This is a genomic window from Roseibium sp. AWQ4_290, assembly GCF_056160985.1.
Map to the genome: position 1 here is coordinate 1 of NZ_JBSWYG010000062.1, position 455 is coordinate 455.

Genomic DNA, 455 nt, shown 5'->3' on the forward strand with positions numbered 1-455 from the left:
CATGAAGCTGATGCTGAAGCTGCTCGACCTTCAGGCTCAGTGCCTTGACTTCGTCGGCAAGAAGCCGGTTCACGGCTTTCAATTCAGCCGGATCGTCAGGCGTGATGTCCAAGTCCTTCAGCATGGCTGCATTTATACCGAATGCAGCCAAAGGTCGAAAGGAAAAAGAGAGATAAATATCTGTAATTACGTTATTATCCGCTCATCACCCACTTGTCAGGGGCGTCCATGTACGGGCGGGCATACGCCAGTCTATCCCCTCAAGCAGCATCGAAAGCTGTGCCGCCGTGACACTGACCTTGCCAGCCTTCGCGCCCGGCCAGACAAACCGGCCTTTCTCCAGACGTTTGGAAAACAGGCAAGCCCCCTGACTGTCCCACCAGATGATCTTCAAAAGATCACCCCGCCGACCGCGGAACACGAACAGGTGCCCAGAATAAGGATCTTCCGCGAGA

At 54.5% G+C, this 455-nt stretch carries 1 protein-coding gene; it reads right to left on the bottom strand.

Annotated features, from left to right (window positions below; all coding sequences use genetic code 11):
- Positions 1-205: 205 nt before the first annotated feature.
- Positions 206-455, bottom strand: a 250-nt coding sequence (tnpB, locus tag ACXAH0_RS25135; RefSeq protein WP_475196030.1) for an IS66 family insertion sequence element accessory protein TnpB, incomplete at its 5' end; no start/stop codon positions are given.